This window comes from Ferrovibrio sp., from assembly GCF_025869515.1.
GTDB lineage: Bacteria > Pseudomonadota > Alphaproteobacteria > Ferrovibrionales > Ferrovibrionaceae > Ferrovibrio.
Window position 1 is genome coordinate 1 of the sequence record NZ_JAOZVR010000108.1, and the last position, 20,387, is coordinate 20,387.

The 20,387-nt window shown below is 63.4% G+C and carries 18 protein-coding genes; 8 read left to right on the forward strand and 10 right to left on the reverse strand.

Features of this window, described 5'->3' with window-relative positions; genetic code table 11:
- From OJJ21_RS18895 to OJJ21_RS18925, 7 genes are all read left to right on the forward strand, one after another.
- Positions 1–944, forward strand: a 944-nt coding sequence (locus tag OJJ21_RS18895; RefSeq protein ID WP_297688736.1) for an AroM family protein, incomplete at its 5' end; no start/stop codon positions are given.
- A 166-nt stretch (positions 945–1,110) separates the two neighbouring features.
- Positions 1,111–1,776 (forward strand): AroM family protein, encoded by a 666-nt coding sequence (locus OJJ21_RS18900; RefSeq protein WP_297688739.1) that lies wholly within the window; start codon positions 1,111–1,113, stop codon positions 1,774–1,776.
- Between the two features lie 30 nt (positions 1,777–1,806).
- Complete coding sequence (locus OJJ21_RS18905; RefSeq protein WP_297688742.1) at positions 1,807–3,390, forward strand: ABC transporter substrate-binding protein; 1,584 nt, start codon at positions 1,807–1,809, stop codon at positions 3,388–3,390.
- Positions 3,391–3,449: 59 nt separating this feature from the next.
- A complete protein-coding gene (locus OJJ21_RS18910; RefSeq protein WP_297688744.1) occupies positions 3,450–4,457 on the forward strand; it encodes an ABC transporter permease in 1,008 nt (335 codons plus the stop codon).
- Entirely contained in the window at positions 4,457–5,368 is a 912-nt protein-coding gene (locus OJJ21_RS18915; RefSeq protein ID WP_297688747.1) for an ABC transporter permease, read from the forward strand. Before OJJ21_RS18910 ends, OJJ21_RS18915 begins: the two co-directional genes overlap by 1 nt.
- On the forward strand, positions 5,365–6,348 hold the full coding sequence (locus OJJ21_RS18920) for an ABC transporter ATP-binding protein (RefSeq protein WP_297688749.1): 984 nt from the start codon (positions 5,365–5,367) through the stop codon (positions 6,346–6,348). The genes OJJ21_RS18915 and OJJ21_RS18920 overlap by 4 nt, the downstream gene beginning before the upstream one ends.
- Entirely contained in the window at positions 6,341–7,324 is a 984-nt protein-coding gene (locus OJJ21_RS18925) for an ABC transporter ATP-binding protein (RefSeq protein ID WP_297688751.1), read from the forward strand. Before OJJ21_RS18920 ends, OJJ21_RS18925 begins: the two co-directional genes overlap by 8 nt.
- On the opposite strand, the gene OJJ21_RS18930 is transcribed toward OJJ21_RS18925, so the two are convergent.
- The 8 genes from OJJ21_RS18930 to OJJ21_RS18965 all read right to left on the reverse strand — a co-directional run bounded on the left by OJJ21_RS18930 (position 7,321) and on the right by OJJ21_RS18965 (position 14,962).
- Positions 7,321–8,265, reverse strand: a complete 945-nt coding sequence (locus OJJ21_RS18930) for a glyoxylate/hydroxypyruvate reductase A (protein WP_297688753.1) — start codon at positions 8,263–8,265, stop codon at positions 7,321–7,323. The genes OJJ21_RS18925 and OJJ21_RS18930 overlap by 4 nt on opposite strands.
- 61 nt (positions 8,266–8,326) lie before the next feature.
- Positions 8,327–9,388 carry a polyamine ABC transporter substrate-binding protein gene (locus OJJ21_RS18935; protein WP_297688755.1) on the reverse strand — a complete coding sequence of 354 codons (1,062 nt, stop codon included), beginning with the start codon at positions 9,386–9,388 and terminating at the stop codon, positions 8,327–8,329.
- Positions 9,389–9,420: 32 nt separating this feature from the next.
- Positions 9,421–10,560, reverse strand: a complete 1,140-nt coding sequence (locus OJJ21_RS18940; RefSeq protein ID WP_297688756.1) for an FAD-dependent oxidoreductase — start codon at positions 10,558–10,560, stop codon at positions 9,421–9,423.
- Positions 10,557–11,939 carry an FAD/NAD(P)-binding oxidoreductase gene (locus OJJ21_RS18945; protein WP_297688759.1) on the reverse strand — a complete coding sequence of 461 codons (1,383 nt, stop codon included), beginning with the start codon at positions 11,937–11,939 and terminating at the stop codon, positions 10,557–10,559. The genes OJJ21_RS18940 and OJJ21_RS18945 overlap by 4 nt, the downstream gene beginning before the upstream one ends.
- A gap of 2 nt (positions 11,940–11,941) precedes the next feature.
- Positions 11,942–12,217 (reverse strand): (2Fe-2S)-binding protein, encoded by a 276-nt coding sequence (locus tag OJJ21_RS18950; protein WP_297688761.1) that lies wholly within the window; start codon positions 12,215–12,217, stop codon positions 11,942–11,944.
- Between the two features lie 13 nt (positions 12,218–12,230).
- Positions 12,231–13,025, reverse strand: coding sequence for an ABC transporter permease (locus tag OJJ21_RS18955; protein ID WP_297688763.1), 795 nt, complete (start codon positions 13,023–13,025; stop codon positions 12,231–12,233).
- Positions 13,026–13,028: 3 nt separating this feature from the next.
- Positions 13,029–13,898, reverse strand: a complete 870-nt coding sequence (locus OJJ21_RS18960) for an ABC transporter permease (RefSeq protein WP_297688766.1) — start codon at positions 13,896–13,898, stop codon at positions 13,029–13,031.
- Positions 13,895–14,962: an ABC transporter ATP-binding protein gene (locus OJJ21_RS18965; protein ID WP_297688768.1), complete on the reverse strand. Its 1,068-nt coding sequence runs from the start codon at positions 14,960–14,962 to the stop codon at positions 13,895–13,897. Before OJJ21_RS18965 ends, OJJ21_RS18960 begins: the two co-directional genes overlap by 4 nt.
- 189 nt (positions 14,963–15,151) lie before the next feature.
- Between OJJ21_RS18965 and OJJ21_RS18970 the strand changes: the two genes are divergently transcribed.
- A complete protein-coding gene (locus OJJ21_RS18970; RefSeq protein ID WP_297688770.1) occupies positions 15,152–15,961 on the forward strand; it encodes an IclR family transcriptional regulator in 810 nt (269 codons plus the stop codon).
- Between the two features lie 223 nt (positions 15,962–16,184).
- Here the strand turns inward: OJJ21_RS18970 and OJJ21_RS18975 are convergent, their stop codons facing one another.
- A complete protein-coding gene (locus tag OJJ21_RS18975; protein WP_297688773.1) occupies positions 16,185–18,860 on the reverse strand; it encodes an AMP-binding protein in 2,676 nt (891 codons plus the stop codon).
- 18 nt (positions 18,861–18,878) lie between these two features.
- Positions 18,879–20,375, reverse strand: a complete 1,497-nt coding sequence (locus OJJ21_RS18980) for a sugar ABC transporter ATP-binding protein (protein WP_297688776.1) — start codon at positions 20,373–20,375, stop codon at positions 18,879–18,881.
- Positions 20,376–20,387 lie beyond the last annotated feature (12 nt).

The following is a 20,387-nucleotide window of genomic DNA, read 5'->3' on the forward strand; positions in this document are numbered from 1 at the left end:
CTACGAATTCATCATTGCGCCGCCGTGTGGCCAGCCTGACCGTGGGGCAGACCCCGCGGGCCGATGTGCTGCCCGATATCCTGGCCCATATGCCGGTGCCCGTTGAGGTGGAAGAGTTTGGCGCGCTGGACGGCCTGAGCGATGGCGAGATCGCCGCCCTGGCCCCGCAGGCCGACGAATACTGCCTGATCACACGCCTGCGCGACGGCCGCGAGGTTCTGGTGTCCAAGCCCCGGGTCGCCGAACGGCTGGAAGCGATCTGCCGCTCGCTCGACAGCCAGCGGTTCGACCTGGTGGTGATCCTGTCGACCGGCCTGTTCCGCGAGTTCGAAAGTCCCTGCCCCATGGTGAACGCCCAGCGCGCCATGGAGGCCTCGATCGACGCCATCGCCGCTGCCGGCCAGACCGTCGGCGTGATTTATCCCACCCATCGCCAGATCGCCGAAAATGCCGGCTATTCCGTGCCCGGCCTGTCGCTGCGCTTCAGCTATGCCGAAAGCGGCGTGGCGGACAGCCTGCGCGAAGCTGCCACCGATCTCGATTCCTGCGACCTGATCGTGCTGAATTCCGTCAGCTTCACCGAAGCCGATCGCGTCATCATTACCCGCCACACCGGCAAGCAGGTGATCCTGGCCCGCCGCATGGTGGCCGGCGCGATCCGTTTGCTGCTCGATCCAGGCATGCGGGCGCTGCCACCGGCGGCAGCGGAGGTCGTGCCGGCCCGCAGCGATGTGGATGACCGCATCGACAAGCTGACGCCGCGCGAGCGGCAGGTGATGTCCCTGGTCACCGAGGGACTGTCCAACAAGGCCATTGCGCGCCAGCTGGATATAAGTCCGCGCACGGTTGAAATCCATCGCGCCAAGGTGATGGAAAAGATGGAGGCCGGCTCGGTTGGCGCCTTGATCAGATTGGTTCTGGCGGCACAGCACGCCGACCGCTGACCGGGTGGCCGAGACCAAAATCCTGCCGCAGCGCACAAAAAACGCGCAACGGGAACAGGGCCCCGAGCCGGCCCTGTAAGTGTTCACCCGTATTTGCCCTTTGCCGGCCATGGCATAGCCTTCCTGACTGCAGACGACAGAGTCGCATCTCACAGGAAGGCCGGCCATGCCGCATGCCCCGCGTATCGCTTTCGTCACCATCGGCCAGTCGCCACGCATCGACCTGACGCCGGAAATCCTCACGCGGATTGGCAGCAAGATCGATGCCGTGGAATTCGGCGCCCTGGATGACCTGACCACCGCCGAAGTGGCCGCAATGGCGCCGCGCGCCGACGAAACCAGCCTGTGCACCCGCATGCGCGACGGCAGCGAGGTGGTGATCGGCAAGGACCAGACCCGCGACCGCCTGCAGGCCCTGTTCGACCGCCTGGATGGCGAAGGCTTCGATGCCATCACCCTGCTCTGCACCGGCCATTTCGACCACTTGGGCAGCAAGACGCTGCTGATCGAATCGCAGCGCGTGGTCGATGCCACCGTCGATGCCTTTTCGCTCGGCTGCCAGAATCTCGGCGTCATCCTGCCGCTGGAACGCCAGGTGCAGGAATTCCATGTGCAGTCCGATGCCGACCGCAAGATCAAGGCGACACATTATTCGCCCTATAGCGGCGACCGGCTGGAAGCCGCCGCGCGCGAAGTGGCCGACTGCGACCTGATCGTCATGCACTGCATGGGCTATTCCGAAGCAATGCGCGCCAAAGCCGCTGCCGTTACCAACAAGCCGGTTCTGCTGGCGCGACGCATCGTCGCCGGGGCCGTGCAGCAAATCATCTGACATCAGGGAAACCAAAGGGGAGCTTCTGCCATGAAGAAATTCGTCATGCTCGGCCTTGCCGCAGCACTTCTGTCCACAGCCGCATTGCCGGCCGCCGCCTTTGAACGCGTCGGCGATCGCAAGGTGATCGTGTTCGGCGGCCGCCAGCAGGTGCCCGTGATCGATCCGCATGTGCGCTACGACTGGTCGATCCGCATGATGCAGCAGTCGCTCTATGACGCGATGGCCAAATACAACGGCAATCCGGCCAAGATCGAACCCTGGCTGGCACAGAAGTGGGAATCGAGCCCGGATGCCAAGACCTGGACCTTCCATCTGGTGAGGAACGCCAAGTTCCACAATGGCGACCCGGTGGATGCCGAAGCGGTGCGCTATTCCTTCGAGCGCGGCCTGAAGCTGAACAAGGGCGTGGCCTGGATGCTGAAGGATGTGCTCGATCCGTCGGGCATCGAGGTGGTGGATGCCCATACCGTCCGCTTCAACCTGAAATCCTCCTACGCGCCGTTCATCAGCTGGATTCCGTGGTGGTATATCGTCAACCCCAAGCAGGTGAAGGCCAATGAGGTAGATGGCGATTACGGCCAGAAGTGGCTGACCGAGAATGCGGCCGGCAGCGGCCCGTTCAAGACCAAGCGCTGGGAGCAGAATGTGCTGTACGAGCTGGTCGCGGTGGATAACTACTGGAAGGGCTGGCCGCAGGGCGAGAAGAACCGCCCGGCCGGCATCATCTACAAGATCATCCGCGAACCGGCAGCCCAGAAGGCCGCCCTGCAGCGTGGCGAGGCCGATATCGTCGAGGGCCTGACGCCCGACGATTATGACCAGATCAAGAGCACCAAGGGCATCGTGGTGCAGAGCCATGCCGGCATGACCACCTTCGGCATCAAGTTCAACACCCAGACCGGCCCGACCAAGGATATCAACCTGCGCAAGGCGATTGCCTATGCGGTGGACTACGACAGCTTCGTCAAGGTCTATAACGGCGCCGCGATCCTTGAGACCAGCCCCTTCCCGCAGGGCATGCAGGGCCATGTCGATGTGCCCGAGCGCCCGAAGCAGGATTTGGCCAAGGCCAAGGAATACCTGGCCAAGTCGGCCTATCCCAATGGCGGCATCGAGCTCGACTATTATCATGTCGCCGGCCTGGAAGAGGCGCGCCGCATCGGCCTGGTGCTGCTCGACAACCTGTCGAAGCTGAACATCAAGGTGAATGTGACGCCGGAACAATGGCCCAACATGGTCGCCAAGGGCTCGAAGCCCGATACGGCCCCCAACATGACCAGCGTTTATGTGACGCCGATCTCGACCGACCCGGATGCCGTGGCCTATCAATATCACCGCAACGCCTGGGGCCAGTATTTCGCCATGAGCCATTACAACAACGCGGATGTGAACGCGCTGATCGACAAGGCGCGCACGCTGGGCAAGTGGGAAGAGCGAGCACCGCTCTATGCCGAGATCCAGAAGAAGATCGTGGCCGACCAGCCGGAAGTCTTCGGCATGATCCAGAACCGCCGCTGGGCCCATCGCGACTATCTGAAGGGCTTTGCCTTCAGCCCGGTCCGGTTCACCGGCGAAGTCGATCTGTATCCGCTGTGGATCGACGCTAAGTAAGCAGAGTATCGTAAGGGCGGCCGGCTGCAGGGTCGGCCGCCCAGAACGGAAAGCGCCCCATGGTTCTCTTTGTCGGCAAACGGCTGTTGCTGTTCGGCTTCATGCTGCTCGGCCTGCTGACAATCATGTTCCTGATCACCAATGTGGCGCCTGGCGATCCGGCCAAGCTGATGGCCGGCCAGAATGCCACCCAGGACATGGTCGAAACGATCCGCCGCGAATACGGCCTGGATAAATCCCTGCCCGAGCAATATGCGGTCTATATCGGCGGCGTGCTGCGCGGCGATCTTGGCCGCTCGATCGTCTCCACCAAGCCGGTGGTCGAGGAACTGCTGCGCTATTTCCCTGCCACCTTCGAGCTGGTTCTGGTGGCCATGGGGCTGGGCATCCTGATCGGCGTGCCGTTCGGCATGCTGTCGGCGGTCTATCGCGACAGCTGGATCGATCACGCGACCCGGATCTTCTCGGTCTCCGGCGTGGCGCTGCCGGCCTTCTGGTTCGGCCTGCTGCTGCAGCTGTATTTCGCCGTGCATCTGGAATGGCTGCCGGTCTCGGGCCGGCTGGAACTGATCACGCCGCCGCCGGAACCGGTCAGCCGGCTCTATCTGATCGACAGCCTGCTGCGCGGCGAGTTCGACACCTTCCGCGAAGCCTTCCAGCACATCATCCTGCCCGCCCTGGTGCTGTCTTTCCCCTGCCTGGCGTCGATCCTGCGCGTCAACCGCGCCGAGATGCTGGAAGTGCTGCAGTCGGACTACATCGTGGCCGCGCGCGCCAACGGCATTCCGGCCTTCCGCATCATCACCGTCTATGCACTGAAGAATGCCATGCTGCCGACGCTGGCAATCATCGGCCTGCGTTTCGGCTGGATGCTGGGCAGCACCGTGCTGGTGGAAACCGTGTTCGACTGGCCGGGCATCGGGCTCTATGCCGTGCAGTCGGCACTGTATTCCGATTTCAAGCCGGTGCTGGGCGTCACCCTGCTGATCGGTTTCTGCTTCATCTTCATCAATTTCCTGATCGACCTGGCCTATGGCTGGCTCGATCCGCGCCTGCGGACCCAGTGATGGCGAGCGATATCACCTCTGCGGCCCCGACCGGCTGGCGCGCCCGCCATGCCGGCACCATCCGGCAGTGGCGGCTCTATGCCCATCTGTTCCGGCGCAGCTTTTCCTCCATGCTCGGCCTGTTCCTGGTCGTGCTGTTCCTGGTGCTGGCCGCCGCCGGACCCGCACTGGCCCCCTATCCGGAAGACACCATGGGCGCGGTGCATCTGGACAATCGCCTGAAGCCGCCGTCGCTGGCGCATCCCTTCGGCACCGACGAGATGGGCAACGACATTCTCAGCCGGGTGATCGTCGGCACCCGCACCTCGCTGTGGATCGGCCTGATCATCACCGGCGTGGCCGCCCTGATCGGCGTGCCGCTGGGCATCTTCGCCGGCTATATGGGCGGCCGCATCCGCGAGGTGATCATGCGGATCACCGATGTGTTTCTCTCCGTGCCCGGCCTGGCGCTGGCGCTGGCCATCGTCGCGTCATTAGGCCCCGGCATCACCAACTGCGTGATCGCGCTGTCGCTGGTCTGGTGGCCGGGCTATGTGCGGTTGATCGACAGCAAGACGCTGGCCCTGAAAGAAGAGCTGTATATCGAAGCCGCCCGCGCCATCGGCGCCCGCACGCCGCGCATCCTGTTCCACCATATCCTGCCCAACTGCGTCTCGCCGCTGATCGTCAAGGCCAGCATGGACATGGGCATGGCGATCCTCTCGGCCGCCAGCCTCGGTTTCATCGGCCTGGGCGCCAAGCCGCCGAGCCCGGAATGGGGCGCCATGATCAGCGTGGCGCGCAGCTACATGCCGGACTGGTGGTGGTATGCGCTGTTCCCCGGCCTGGCGATTTACCTGACCGTGCTGGGCTTCAACCTGTTCGGCGACGGTCTGCGCGACATCCTCGATCCGAAAAGCCGCGGCCGATGAGCAGCCTTCTAGACATCCGCGACTACCGGCTGGATTTCGATACCTTCGACGGCGCCTACAAGGTGCTGGACGGCATCGACCTCAGCCTGGCCGAAGGCGAGACGCTGGGCGTTGTCGGCGAGACCGGCTGCGGCAAGTCGGTGCTGGCGAAAAGCATCATGGGCCTGCTGCCATCGCCGCCGGCACGCGTGCTGTCGGGCAGCATCATGTTTGAAGCGCATGACCTGCTGAATGCCACGGCCGCCGACTGGCGCGCCATCCGCGGCCAGCGCATCGCCATGATCTTCCAGGACCCGATGACCTTCCTCAACCCGGTGCTGACCATCGGCCAGCAGGTCTGTGACGTGATCGCCGCCCAACAGGGCAGCAAGCCGAAAGCCGCACGCCTGGACCGCGCCGCGATCCGCGCCCATGCCACCCGCATACTGGAACTGGTGCGCCTGCCCGATGCCGCCGAGCTGCTGAACCGCTATCCGCACCAGCTGTCGGGCGGCATGCGCCAGCGCGTGCTGATCGCCATGGCCCTGAGCGGTTCGCCGCGCCTGCTGATCGCCGACGAACCGACCACGGCCCTGGATGTCACCATCCAGGCCCAGGTGCTGGCGCTGATCGACGACCTGGTGCAGCGCCTGAAACTGGCCGTCATCATGATCAGCCATGATCTGGGCGCGGTTGCCGCGGTCTGCCGCCGTATCGCCGTGATGTATGCCGGCACCGTGGTGGAGGATGCGCCCACCGCCGAACTGCTGGCCCACCCGCGCCATCCCTATACCAGGGGGCTGCTGGCCGCCCTGCCCGATATCGACGGCGACCAGGCCACCCTGGTCGGCATCGCGGGCAGCATCCCCAACCTGCTCACCCCGCCGCAGGGCTGCCGCTTCCATCCGCGCTGCCCGCTGGCGGACGGACGCTGCAGCAACGAAAAGCCGCTGCTTCGCCGGCTGAGTGAGATCCATCGCGTGGCATGCCATCATGCCTGAAGCGCTGCTGAGACTGGAAAACCTGACCAAGCACTACACCGTCAAGCGCGGCTCGTTTGCCACCGCGACGGTGAAAGCGGTGGACGGCGTCAGCCTGCATGTGATGCCGGGCGAAGCGCTCGGCATCGTGGGCGAGTCGGGCTCCGGCAAGTCGACCGTGGCCAAGGTGTTGCTGCGCCTGACCGATCCTACGGCGGGCCGCATCCTGTTCGACGGCCAGGACATCACGGCGCTCGACGGCGATGCGCTGCGGTCCTTGCGGCGCGACATGCAGATCGTGTTCCAGAATCCGCATTCGGCGCTGAACGGCCGGCACACCATTTTCGATGCCATCGCCGAACCTCTGGTGGTGCAGGACGGCCTGCGCGGCCAGCCGCTGATCGACTGCGTCAGCCGCCTGATGGACCTGGTCAGCCTGCCGCGCAGCTTCATCTACCGCTATCCGCATGAACTCTCGGGCGGCCAGAAGCAGCGCGTCTGCATCGCCCGCGCCGTGGCGCTGAAACCGCGCCTGCTGGTGCTGGACGAGCCGACCTCGGCGCTGGACGTTTCCGTGCAGGCGCAGATCCTGAGCTTCCTGAAGGAACTTCAGCAGGAGCTGAAACTCACTTACCTGTTCATCTCGCATAACCTGGCGGTGGTGCGCTATCTGTGCGACCGCGTCGCGGTGATGTATCTCGGCGCCGTGCTCGAACAGGGCAGGGTCGCGGACGTGTTCGACCAGCCGCAGCATCCCTATACGCAGGCCCTGGTTGCTGCGATTCCGAAACTGGGCACGGCAGCAGGCCATAACCTGTTGAGCGGCGACATCCCGACCGCGAGCCGCATGCCCTCAGGATGCCGCTTCCACACGCGCTGCCCGGAAGCGGCAATGCCCCTCTGCGCCACGCAGAGTCCGGATTTGGTCCCCATCTACGGCGATCACGAATGCGCCTGTTTTGCGCGCACCCTGCGGAATGCAGTACCGTCTGCCTAGTAGCCGCGGGTCCTATCATAGGCTATCCGCACTTCGCCTCGCTCTATAGCGTCCACGAGGTCTACGACTTTTTGAACGCGAGCCCGACGACTCGCGAAGCCGGCGATATGCGCCGTGACCGTCACTTTGGGATGACTCCAGATCGGATGATCCGACGGCAGCGGCTCGATATCGAAAACATCCAGGACCGCAGCCGACAGATGGCCGCTATTCAGAGCCGCGATCAGATCGTCGAGCACAACCAGCGGCCCGCGTGCGACGTTGATGATTGCCGCGCCCTTCGGCAGATGCCATATCGTGTCCGCATTCACGAGGCCACGGGTCTGCGGCGTATCAGGCACCAGACCGACCAGCAGATCGCTCTGTTCCAGAAACGGCTGCAATCCACCCAGTCCTACGTGGCATGAAATGCCAGGGACGCTTTTCGGCGTCCGCGCCCAGCCATGCACCTGAAAGCCCAGAGCCAGCAGCATGCTGCCACAAAGCTGACCGATCGTGCCCAAACCCATGATGCCAACGCGCGTCTGCGATGCGAGCCGTGGCGCCTCGAAGGCATCCCAGCGCCGCTCGGCCTGTGCACGGCGCATCCGCGCAAAATCGCGCAGCCAGGCTAGGGCATGCAGACAGACATATTCGGCAACCGTCTGCGCTGTCTGCTCAACCACCATGCGGTAGACCGGCACATGATTCGGCAGCATGGGATCATCGACAATGTGATCAACACCGGCAGCCGAGCTGAAGATGGCACGCAGATTGGGATAGCGCGCCAGGCGCCCGGCTTCCGGCTGCCAGACCAGGGCATATACCACGGCGTCAGGGTCTACCGCGGGATCATCCCACCAGCGGATATCCCATTGCGGCGCGGCAGACTGGAACAGGGCGCGCCATTCCGGCAGCGCAGCCTCGCCGCCCGATTTCACCAACAAGACGTCACGCGTCATTCAGTGCTTCCATAAAAACGGCCGGGAGCCCTCAGGCTCCCGGCCTTCACCGACCACCGACTTAGCGCTCGATCTGCTTGTTCCAGCGCGTATTCCATTCCGGACGCTTCTCGTTGATGGCGTCCCAGTCGACCAGCACGGCAGTATTCATGTAAGTCTTGATCTGGGCCACTTCCGCTTCATTGGTCGCGTTGTCTGCCTTGGCCTTCGGGTTTGACGGAATATACGAACCGCCACGCAGGAATTTTTCCTGTGCGGCCGCGGTCATCAGGTAAGCCGCCAGTTTCTGCGCCAGTTCCGGCTCGCTGTTGTTGGCGGTGACGCACTGCGCCACCATCAGAACCACCGAACCCTCCTTGGGCTGGGCATAGTCGATGGCGATACCCTTGGCCTTCAGCAACGCCACCTGGGTCGGCGTCAGCGGAAACAGGCCTGCCTCGTTGGTCTGCACCATCTCGCTGATCTTGGCCGAACTGGCGATATACTCGATGACATTCGGCCCAACCGTTTTCGACCATGCATTGAAGCCCGGCTCGACATTGGTATCGGTGCCACCCTGCAGGCGATTGAACATCAGGAAGGCGTGCAGACCAAATGTGCTGCTCGGCAGCGACTGGAACACCACCTTGCCCTTGTATTTTGGATCGGCAAGATCGGCCCAAGAGGTCGGGGCCTTCCAACCCTTCTCATCGAACATCTTCTTGTTATAGGCGAGGCCGGTCATACCCATGGTGACACCTGACGCCATGTTGCCCTTCAGACGTGCCACCGGATAAAGCTCGTCGAAGGCAGCCGATTTCTGCAGCGGCTGGCATAGGCCCATATTGATGGCGCGATACATCACGCCGTCATCCAGGAAGATGACATGCATCTGCGGCTTGTCCTTCTGGGCCACCGCCTTGGCCAAGATGTCGGACGAGGTGCCGGGCACCACGACGACCTTGGCGCCGGTTTCCTTCTCGAAATCCGGAAAAACGAATTCGGCAAAGGTTTTTTCCATCGGGCCGCCATTCATGCCGATGTAAAGCGTCTTGCCCTGCGCGACTGCCTGTGTGGCAGCCGTCAGTGCGAACAGCAGGCTCGTACCTGCTAGAACCGATCTGAACAGTTTTACCTTTTTCATTCCTCTACCCTCCTGTTGATACCTGTTGATCATCACGAATACGACTTGGCCGGAGCCATCTGCCTGGTCCGGGTAAACCGCTGAATGGAAAAAGCCTCGATCGGCGTCGCCGTGCGGCCATCGCGCACCAGATCGGCCAGCACGGCACCGGCCGCCGGGCCGATCTGGAAACCGGCGCCGGAGAAGCCGAAGCCATGCAGCAAGCCCGGCGTGGTGGCGCTCGGCCCCAGTACCGGATTGCGATCGGGCATATAGGCCTCGACGCCGCTCCAGAAGCGAATAACATGGGTCTGCCGCAGAGCCGGCAGCAGAGCCGTGCCATCCTGCAGCGTCTGCATCAGCGCCTTCATGTCAGGACGGCAGTTGCGGTCATCCAGCGCATAACCCTTGCCGCCACCGAAGACGACATTGCCACGCGCCACCTGCCGGGCATACACCCCCCCGCCCTCGACACCGAGATTGAACGCAAACAACGGCGGCAACGGTTCGGTCACGCCCAGGCAGGGGTAGCCTGAACTCAGCGGCACCGTTTCGCCAAAGGCCTGCGTCGCCAGCCCCGCGCCGGGACCGGCGCAGTTGAGCAGATAACCCGCACGGATTTCATCGCCGCCTGCCTGCAGCATGAATCCGTTGCCGGTGCGCTCAACGGCCGTAACCTCGGTCTGCTCTCGAATCTCGGCGCCGGCCTTTGCGGCGGCGCGGGCAAAAGCCGGCGAGACCAACCGCGGATTCGCATGACCGTCATCGGCGCAGTAGGAGGCGCCGACCACCGCGCTCCCCAGCATAGGAAAGCGGTCGCGCAGCGTATTGCCGCTGACAAGTTCCAGTTTGAGGCCCAGTCCGGCAATGCGGTCGCGGTAAGCCAGCAATGAGGCCATCTCGGTTTCGCTGCGTGCCAGCTTCAGATGGCCGGAACGGATATATTCGCCGTCGATGCCGATGTGGTCCTGCAGCCTTGCCCAGATCGCATGGGCGCGCAGGCTGAGTGGAATCTGTTCCGGCGGCCGGCCCTGGCGGCGCACACCGCCATAATTCACGCCGCTGGCGCCGGCGCCGCAGAAACCTCGCTCCAGCAGAACGACACTGAGACCGCTGCGCGCCAGATTGAGCGCCGCGGAAGCGCCGACAATGCCGCCGCCCAGAATTGCCGTGTCATAGCGCCTAGCGCTCATGCGGCATCCTCGCGACCAAGCGTGACAACCGGCAGCGGCTTGACAGGGGCCTGGCCCCGCAGCCGGCCGACTGCTTTCGGCGCGCACTGCAGTTCGGCGGCGAGTATCGCTGTTGCTGCCGCGCCACAGATGCGGCCCTGGCAGCGGCCCATGCCGATGCGGGTGAGGGCCTTCAGACGATTGAGTTCGGTGACGCCCAGATCGCGCGCCGCCTGGCGCAGACTGCCGGCCGTGATCGCCTCGCAGCGGCAGAGCACCAGATCGTCGGCCAGGGCAGCGCCGCCCCAATCGGCTGGCGGCAGCGGAAAAGCCCGTTCCAGACCATGGCGGAATTTCGCGATGCGCTTCAGGCGGCTTTCCAGCAGCGCGATGCGGCGCCGGTCCGCCACATGGCCGGCATCCTCCAGCAACGCCAGCGCGGCACGCTCGCCAGCCAGTTCAGCCGCATCGGCGCCGGCGATGCCGGCGCCGTCGCCCGCCAGATAGACATGCGCCAAGGATGTGCGGCCACTGAGGCTGCGCTCCGGCAGCCAGGCGCGATTAAGATCGTCATACGCAAAGCGGCAGCCGAGCAGATCGGCCAGCTGGGTTTCCGAGCGCAGGCCGAGACCGAAAGCAACAGCATCGCAGTCGACGCGCTTCGTCCTGCCACCGCCCTGCCAGGCAAAGCCCTGCACACGGCCCTCGCCTTCGACGCGCAGCGGCACGATGCCACCATACATCGGGACACCATGGGCGCGCAGCCAGGCCACATAATACATCCCCTTGGCCAGATGCCCGATGCCGTGCAGCAGGCCGGGTAACGCCGCCAGCTTGTCTGCAAACCGCGCGGTGTCGAAGACGCCGACCACATCGGCCCCGGCCTTGGCATACTGGTAGGCAACGAGATAGAGCAGCGGTCCGGTGCCGGCGAAAGCGATGCGCGGCCCCAGGATGCTGCCCTGGAATTTCAGCGCGATCTGCGCCGCGCCGAGCGTGAAGACGCCGGGAGTCAGCCAGCCATCGAACGGCTGGACGCGGTCGGTGGCGCCGGTGGCCAGCAGCAGGTGGCTGAAGCCGAGTGACGCCGCCGCACCGTCAGATGCCATCAGATCAAGATGATCTGCCCCGGCATTCCACACCAGCGTGCCGGGGCGATAGTCGATCTGCGGGCGGATTGCCTCGAACAGGTGATGCAGCCGGTCGGCCTTGCGGCTCTCGAAACCATAGAGGCTCGATTTCGGCCGGGTGAAGCCGTCCGGCGGCTGGCGGTAGATCTGGCCGCCAGCCTTGATCGCCTCGTCGACCACCACGGGCTTCAGTCCGGCAGCGATCAGCGTGGCCGCGGCACGGATGCCTGCCGGTCCGGCACCGACAATGACCGGGCTCAGGTTGTTCATTCTCACACCGAAACCAACCGCATGCCGGCCACGACGAAGCTAGTGCAGGCACGCAGTCGCGTGCCGTCTTCGGTCAGCATCCAGCAATCCTGGCAAGCCCCCATCAGGCAAAAACCCGCGCGTGGCGCACCGTTGAACTCCTCAATACGCAGCCGGTCGCGCTGGATCAGCACGGCGGTCAACACGGTATCACCGACGAGCGCCTGGCAGGGCTGGCCGTCAAGGATGAAGTCGACCGTCTGACGATGGGTTTCGGCAACACGTTGCAACAGGGCCATGCTTGCCTCCGCTTCAGCGCTGGCCGACCAGAACGCGATCGAGGCCGTAGATGCGATCGAGCAGCAGCATGGCAGCGGCCGTCACCGCGATCACCAGCGCCGAGACCGAGGCCATCATCGGATCGATCGATTCCGTGGCATACATGTACATCCTCACCGGCAGCGTCACCGTGGACGGTGCGGTGACGAACACCGACATGGTCAGCTCGTCGAAACTGTTGATGAAAGACAGCAGCCAGCCGCCGGACAGGCCCGGCAACATCAGCGGCAGGGTGATACGGCGGAAGACCGTGAAATCTGATGCGCCCAATGACTGCGCGGCATGCTCGATACTGGGATCGCTGCCGATCAGGGCGGCCAGGATCAGACGCAGCGCATAGGGCGTCACCACGACGGCATGCGACCCGACCAGCCACCAAAAACTGCCCGTGGCGCCGATCATGGAAAACAGCTGCAGCATCGCCACACCCAGGACCAGATGCGGCACGATCAGCGGTGACAGGAACAGACCGTTGAGAAAAGCACGGCCGGGAAACCGGAAACGGGTCAACGCCAGTCCGACCGGTACGGCGAGACCAACCGAGATGGTTGCGGCCAGGAAAGCCAGCAGCAGGCTGTTCCAGAAGGATTGCATGAAATCGGCATGACGGAAGACTTCTTCAAACCAGCGCAGCGAGAAAGACGCTGTGGGAATGGTGAGTGTGTTCTCCGGCGTGAAGGCGACCAGGCAGACGATCACCAGCGGCGCCAGCATGAAGGCCATCACCAGCACGTGGAAGACCAGGGCGGGAATGCCGTTGCGCGTCATGGCTTAACCCAGCGCACGGCGGTAACGCCGTTCCATCAGCCGGTTGTAGCCCAGCATGATCAGCAGGTTGGCGATCAGCAGAATAACGGCAATTGCGGCACCGAGCGGCCAGTTCAGTTCATGCAGGTATTCGTCATAGATCAGCGTCGCCACCGTCTTGATGCGGCGGCCGCCGAGCAGGCCGGGGATGGCGAAGGCACTGGCACTGAGGCCGAAGACGATGAGGCTGCCCGACAGGATACCCGGCAGCACCTGCGGCACGACGATGCGGCGGAAGACGGTGACGGGCGAGGCACCGAGCGACAGCGCCGCCTGCTCGGTGGTGCGGTCGAGCTTCTGCAGTGAAGTCCAGACTGGAATGATCATGAAAGGCATCATGATATGCACCAGGCCGACGATCACCGCACTCTCGGTATACAACAGGCGTTGCCGCCCGATACCAGCCAGTTCGAGCAGTTGATTCACCAGGCCCTCGCGACCGAGCAGCATGCTCCAGCCGAAGGCGCGCACTACCACCGAGATCAGCAGCGGCGCCAGCACCACCAGCAGGCAGACGGCGCGCCAGCGCCCCGACATGCGACTGAGGATATAGGCTTCGGGCGCGCCGACGGCGACGCAGATCAGGGTGGTCACTGCACTGAGCCGCAGGGTGCGCAGGAATATCTCGTGGTAAAACTCATCGGTGATGACCACGGCATAATGCTGCAGCGTCACGCCGGCCTTGATCCCGCTGTGATGGTCAAACTGGCTGAACGACAGGATGGCGGTCAGCAGCAGCGGCACCAGCAGCAAGGTGGCAAAGAGCAGGAAGGCCGGCCCGCTCATCGCATAGGGCGCCCACCGGGCGATGGGCGTCGCGCCCGGGCCGCTCATGCTGCGACCTCATCTTCCGCCAGCAGGCGGATCGCTTCATCGGCCCAGTCGATGCCGACAGACTCGCCTTCTTCGTGCGGGATACTGCCATCATTGGGCAGCACCGCCAGCAGCATGCCGAGCGGCGTATCGACATGATAGAGCCACTGGCTGCCAAGGAAGTAACGGCTGGCGATCGTGCCACCGATCCGGCCACTGCCCGCTTCCATCAGCCGCAGCTTTTCCGGCCGGATCGCCAGTGCCACCGGCGCATCCGCAACCATCTGCACCGGCAGGTCGACGGCAAAAAGCTGGCCGCCGATAGCAGCGCGGCCACCCCTGCCCGCCTGCGTCACACGGGCTTCCAGCAGGTTGGTCTTGCCGACAAAGTGCGAAATGAACCGCGTGCGTGGATGCTCATAGATGCGATAAGGGGCATCCACCTGGGTGATGCGGCCGGCTTCCATGACCACCACGCGATCGCTGATCGAAAAGGCCTCGGTCTGATCATGGGTGACCATGATAGTGGTGGTGCCGAGCCGGCGCTGGATGGCACGCAGTTCGAACTGCATCTCCTCGCGCAGTTTGGCATCGAGATTGGACAGCGGCTCGTCGAGCAGCAGGATCGGCGGCCGGATCACGATGGCCCGGGCGAGCGCCACACGCTGGCGCTGGCCGCCCGACAATTCGCGCGGATAGCGCACGGCATATGCCTCCAGATGCACGAGCGACAGCGCCTCGGCAATACGTGTCGCGCGCTCGGTCTTGGACACCCGCTGCATCTCCAGGCCGAAGCCGACATTCTCGGCCACGGTCATATGCGGGAACAGCGCGTAGCTCTGGAAGACGACGCCCAGGCCCCGGCTGTTCGGCTTGGCATGGGTTATGTCGCGGCCATCCAGCCGGATCCTGCCGGCGCTGACCGGCACGAAGCCGGCGATCATATGCAGCGTAGTAGTCTTGCCGCAGCCGGACGGCCCGAGCAGGGAAACGAACTCGCCCTTCGCCACGGTCAGACTGAAATCGGTTACCGCCGTCACGGCGCCGTAGTCTTTGCGGATGTCGGTCAGGGTCAGAAAGGCCATGGGGGCTCCGGCATTGGTCCGGATGCGAATAAATGGCAATGCTCGCCGCCGGCTTTCCAATTCGGTCATAGTTCTCCCTAACCGACAAAAGATTTTTCTATTTTATGGAATTTTTATTAAAAATTTTTTATTATATGAAAATATTCAGAGATCAGACCTTGGACAACTTCCACTGGACAGAAAAGCGCCATGGACAAATCACAGGCAAAACCCGCCCTCACCCGCAGCTTCGATCTGCTGCGCGCCCTGGCGACCGACGAGTCCGGTGAAAACCGGCTGACCGACCTGGCGCGGCGCGCCGGCCTGACGCCCTCTACCGCCCTGCGCCTGCTGCGCGGCCTGATCAACGAAGGCATGGTCGACTATGACGAGGGCCGTCGGCAGTACCGGCTCGGCATCGAGTTCTTCACGCTGGCGGCCCGGGCGGGCAATCCGGGCAACCTGCGTGATCTCTGTCGCCCGGTGCTGCTGCGACTGTCAGCCACTCTGCATGACACGTTGTTCCTGTTGGTGCGCAGCGGCTTCGACGCCGTCTGCCTCGACCGCAGCGAAGGGCCCTTTCCGATCCGATCCTTCACCGGCGATATAGGTGGTCGCGTCATCATGGGTGTAGGCCAGGGCAGCGTGGCGATCCTGGCCTTCCTGCCCGAGGCGGAACGCGAGGAGGTGATCCGCTTCAACCTGCCACGGCTGTATGATCAGCACCGACTGGACGAAGTTTTCATCCGCGGTGAAATCGCCGCCGTCCGCAAGCTCGGCTATGCCAGCCGCTCATCCGGATTGCTGCCGGGCATGGCCGGCATCGCCGTGCCGATCCTGGACCGTGAAGGCCAGGCTGTCGCAGCCCTGAGCATGGGCACCACCACCGAGCGGCTGAATGGCGAACGCATGCCGATCGTTGCCGATATTCTGAAGCGCGAGGCCGAGACTGTGAGCCGGTTGGTGAACCCATTCGACCCGGTGCTGCGCCGTCCCGCCGCAAGCCTGAGCGGCGTATAAGCTTGTTCATTACTGCACATTTCGTGCATATGCTGGATTTGCAAATCTTGAGTTCGCTCAGGTCGCGCACGGGCCTCGATTTATACTGCCGCGGAGATGAATCCTGCAAAATCCACCAAGGAAAATCCCGCTGGTGAGGTTCTTTGGAATATCTGCTTCGCAAAGAATTGGCTTATTTCGGACCTAGTATAATCGCGGCGCCTTAAAACATACGGCTACGGATTCAGTACCGAGGTTGCCGTTTTTCTCGGAAAGCCCGAAGACCTTCAGCAAGATCACGACTCGTCAGGTGAGCCTGAAAAGCAGTTAGTTCGGCGCGCAGACCAGAGTGAATGACTCCGTCATGCACAGTACGAGCAAGCGATTTCATATGCTGCAACACAGCGGGACTCTGCTGGCTATATTGTCCGGCGATTTCCATTACCCGGTCATGCAACCGCTCTGCCGGCACAACCTCGTTGACCAGCCCCCATTCCATGCATTGCCTGGCCGAAAACAGCTCTCCGCTGAACAGCATGTGCATGGCATGTGCCCCATGCATCCGCGTCAGCAGTTGCACCGTCGATCCGGCGGCAGGCACGATGGCGTATCGGGCGTGACCGTCACCGATCCTTGCCGCTTCAGCGGCAATGACGACATCGCAGGACAGGATTATTTCGAGTCCCCCGGCTACCGCCACACCGTTGACGGCAGCCAGAACCGGCATGGGCAGTGATCTCAGCTTTACGAGAACTCTTTGGTTATACGCGAGCGTGTCGAGCAGCGACGACGGGTCGAGCTCCAGCTCCCGGCCGAATTCGAGCAGGTCGCCGCCGGCGCAAAACGCCCTGCCGGCACCGGTGACGATGACGACCCGCGTCGTTTCATCGGCATGCAGCTCGTCCAGAACACGATCCAGCGCGTCCATGACTTCAGGCGACAGCGCATTCATGGCTGACGGCCTGTTCAGCGTAATGGTGGCGACATGTCCCGACCGGCTGAGCAACACGGGCTCCGCCACCGCAATCTCGTCCGTCGGTCCAGTCACGATGTCATACCGCTGCGGCAATGGCTCCAATGCGGCCTTCAGTACCTGGATGGCACCATCATCCGGTGCCGCAATTTCGACCCGGACCACCGTGTTCAGCTTGTCGTCCTTGCCGACCTGTATCCGTGCCTCGACCGACGCCCCGAATGCGCGTTCGATCTCGGCTTTCACCTTTTCCTCGATGGCGCGATCGCGCAGATCGGCCTTGACGATCTTGCCCACGGCTGTGGTCGGCAGGGCATCGATCTGGAAGACCCGCTTCGGCCGCGCCGGCGGTTCGGCGATGGCACTGCCGAGATGCCGGTCCAGGGCCTCCATGTCGATGACCATGCCCGGGGACGGTACAACGAACAGCACAGGCACCTCGCCGGCATAGGCATCGGGCATGCCCACCGCGGCACTTATCTGGACTCCGGGGAAGATATTGGCGACATCCTCAATGTCGGACGGATTGATATTGTGCCCGCTGCGGACGATGAGATCCTTTTCCCGGCCGGTCAGCACCAGGCGCTGATCCTCGGTCAGATAACCAACGTCGCCGGTGATCAGCCAGCCGTCAGGGCTGCGAATACCCCTGTTATGCGCGGGATCGACATAGCCGGGGAAAACCTGCGGCCCCATGACCTGGACCAGACCGCTTTCCTGCGGGGCGCAGGGCATGTCCTGCCGTGCAGGATCAAGACTGGTAATGCGTGTGCGGGCAAACGGCGCGCGGAATCCGACGCTGCCCTGCACCGGCAGGGCACGGCCGGGGTTGAAGGCGATGGCGGCTGCTGTTTCGGTCATCCCATAGGTCTCGTAGAGCCGGATGCCGGTGCGGGACTGGAACCGGTCGCTGACCGCCCTGGGGCAGACGGCGCCGCCGGTAAGTGCCATGCGGACCGAAGAGATATCGGCGTCGCCGATCGGCACCTCGGTAATGGCCGCAATCGAGGTCGGCACGCCGCCGACAATCGTCACCCCGAAGGCCTCGACGATCTTCCAGTATGTCGCGATAACGCCCCGGTCGCGCAGGCCATAAGGCGACGGGACGATCATATGGCCGCCGGCCGCCAGAACCGACAGGCCCGCCGTGATCGTGCCGCCGACATGGAAGAGGGGAAATCCGTTGATAACGACATCGAGCTCATCCAGGCCGTGGACCTGAGCAAAGCTCCAGGCGGCATGAATCTGGTTCCCGTGAGTCAACTGGACGAGCTTCGGGCGGCCGGTGGTGCCTCCGGTATGGAACAGGGCGCAGACCGTGTCCCGGCCGGCCGTACTCGCAAAATCGAGGCCGTCATCGCGGCAACGCTTCTGTTCGGCCTGGAAGTCCAGCTGACCGGCGGCGACGTCGCCCGATGCACCAAGCACCACGATATTGCGCAGCGTGGGCGTCAGGGCGATGACTTCATTCGCCTTCCGCCAGACTTCTCCATCCAGCTCTTCCGCCGGGATGACCAGGGTCGTGGCGGCCTCTGCAGCCAGCAGGTCGGCGATGACCCTCGCATTCAGCAGATAGTTGATCGTGCTGGCGATCCCGCTCGTCTGCGCGCCGTAGAGTGCCTCAACCATGCCGGGGAGGATGGGCGTCAAAAAAGCCACGGTGCCGCCACCTGCTTTGGCTCCGGCTGCCGCGCCGAGCTGGTGAAAGAAATTGGCCGCGCGGAGAATAGCGCGGTACAGATCGGCATGCGACAGTATGACCGACTGACCGGCATAGCCACCGGCGGCAATGGTGGTCAGGGCTGGTCGCGACGGATGCAGCTCCGCCGTGGCGCGGAACAGGTCGAGCAGCGTGCACGCCGGAACCAACGCGTCATACGGCATCGCCTCGAGGGCTTCGACATCTGCAATCGATGTGATCGTCCGGATCGCTTTCGTCGTCTTCATGTCCCAACCCCGGACGGTTTAATGGACCGCCGCATACATGATGGTTTCTTCATCGGCCTGCCCGCCGGTGAACTCCTCGACGATACGGCCCTGGCGCGACACCAGGATCCGGTCCGACAGATGCAGGATTTCCGGCAGGTAGGAAGAAATCACGACCACCGCCATGCCGTCATCGGCCAGGCGATTGATCAGCTGGTGAATCTCGGCAATGGCGCCGACATCCACGCCCCGGGTGGGCTCGTCGAAGATGATCAGCTTCGGTTTCTGCACCAGCGCCTTGCCGACCACGACCTTCTGCTGGTTGCCGCCCGACAGTTCGACAACGCGGGCATCCGAATTGATCACCCTGATATTCAGCGCCTTCGTCCAGGTCTCGGCCAGTTGCCGCATTTCCGACATGCTGACCATGCTGGATCGGCTCTGCCCGCCGGCCATGGCGGCGACGTAAATATTCTCGGCGACCGACATCGTCTCGAAGAATCCCTCCAGCTTGCGGTCTTCCGTGACGTAGATGATACCGTCCCTGATGGCGGGCCGTGGCACCCGGTAACGCACCGGCCGGTCTTCCAGGCGAATCTGTCCGCCGTGGAAGAAATCCCGTTTCATGATGCCGGCGATCACCTTGGCGGTTTCCGTGCGACCCGACCCGATCAGGCCGAAGATGCCGGTGATCTGGCCCGCGAAGACCGAGAAGGTGTTGTTGCGCACCATCGTTCCCATCGACAGGTTCTGCACGCTCAAAACCTTCCGACCCGCCGGCCTTGCGCGGCGCTGATCGGCCCTGCCGTAGAGCTCGTCAGACAATGTCCGGCCGACCATCGCGCGCACGATCCGGTCGCGGTCGAAGTTCTCGGTCCGATCGGTGACGACATACTCGCCATCGCGAAGAATGGTGATACGGTCGGATATCTGCAGCGCTTCTTCCAATGCGTGGGAAATGAAGATAATCGACACACCGCGGGCCTGCAGCCGCTTCACCAGCGCGAAGAAATGATGCTTTTCCTCGGGCGTGAGCGTGCCGGTCGGTTCGTCGAAAATGATCACGCGTGCCTTGTGGTGTACTGCACGGGCAATCTCCACCATCTGCTTCTGCCCCGCGCCGAGGCTGGAGACCAGCGCGGTCGGGTCGACCGGGAAGTTCAGCGACTGCAGGAACTGCTGTGCTGCAATGTAGATGCCGCGCAGGCGGTTGAACCACCTGGCATCGCCGAGATACAGGTTCTGCGCCACCGTGAGCGACGGGACCAGGCTGGTCTCCTGGTACACCATGGCGATGCCTTTGTGCAGCGCATCCGACGGGCCGCGCAGCTCCACTGCTTGTCCGTCCAGCAGGATATCGCCCGCCGTCGGCGCAATAACGCCGGCCAGCATTTTCGTCAGCGTCGATTTTCCTGCGCCATTTTCGCCCAGCAGGGCATGCACCTCGCCCTGCTCCAGTGTGAAGGTGACATCTTTCACAGCGGGAACGCCGCGATATTCCTTGGTAGCGTGCCGGAGTTCGAGAATCGTCTTCATGACCGGGCCTGC